At 67.3% G+C, this 852-nt stretch carries 1 protein-coding gene and 1 pseudogene; one reads left to right on the top strand and one right to left on the bottom strand.

The features are described 5' to 3' along the window. A pseudogene (locus CCN42_RS27795) lies at nt 1–285 on the top strand (hypothetical protein); the annotation flags it as partial. Between the two features lie 133 nt (nt 286–418). Here CCN42_RS27795 and CCN42_RS27800 read toward each other — a convergent pair. After that, nucleotides 419–852 (bottom strand): nuclear transport factor 2 family protein (locus CCN42_RS27800; protein WP_086739717.1); only part of this gene is annotated, 434 nt, incomplete at its 5' end.

An 852-nucleotide genomic window follows, 5' to 3' on the forward strand; every position in this document is an offset into this window, starting at 1 on the left:
CCGCGCACGGCCGCCGTCTGGCTCACCGCCGACGACTCCGTGGTACGCGCCCGCGTTCACGCGGCGGGCCGCTATGAGGCAGCCATAGACGAGGAACAGGCCCTGATGGACACGTTCCTGGCCCGCACCGAGCGCTACCAGACACTCATGATCGAGGCCATCGACAGGCTGGGCATGGATCGCATCGACGCGGGTGGCGGACAGTCCGCCGCAGAACTGGCTGACATCGTGCGCGCGGCAGCCGACGCGCAGACTGCGGTGGGACGGTCATCCACCGGTCGGTGATTCGTGACAGTTCACCTACGGCACACCCCGACACCAGGCGCCTCACCAGCTCGTATTGGAGTGATTATCAGCTGTTGACGGGTGGAGTGCCCGGGAGGTCGGGGCCCGGCGGCCCTGACCTCCCGGAGGCCTTTCAGGCCAGATCGCGAATGCTGGAGAAGACGCCGTCGACCTCGGCGCCGCGCAGCGATTCGGCGGCCACCTGCGGGTTCCAGTAGTCGACGTAGCGGCTGATGCGACCGTCACGGGTTTCGACCAGGGAGATGTAACGCTGGTTGTAGGGGCGTCCCGTGGCCAGTGCGGTGCCGCGGGAGGCGAACTCGGCGATGACCAGCGCGGGGTCGGTGGTCTCGTGGAAGCGCAGGTCGGTGAACTCGACCTCGAAGTGCTCGGGGAAGTTCTTCATGTACTCGTGCAGTTCCGTCTTGCCCTTGACGGACTCGGGGAACCCGGCCGGGGCGTAGGGGAACTCCAGCACGCCATCCTCGGTGAACAGCTCGACCCACTGGTCGATCTGCCCGGCCGACAGGTACTTCAGGTGGTCACGGAAGGCCTGCTGGGCCGCCG

It is taken from the genome of Streptomyces glaucescens (assembly GCF_002154375.1).
In the GTDB taxonomy this organism is placed as follows: domain Bacteria; phylum Actinomycetota; class Actinomycetes; order Streptomycetales; family Streptomycetaceae; genus Streptomyces; species Streptomyces glaucescens.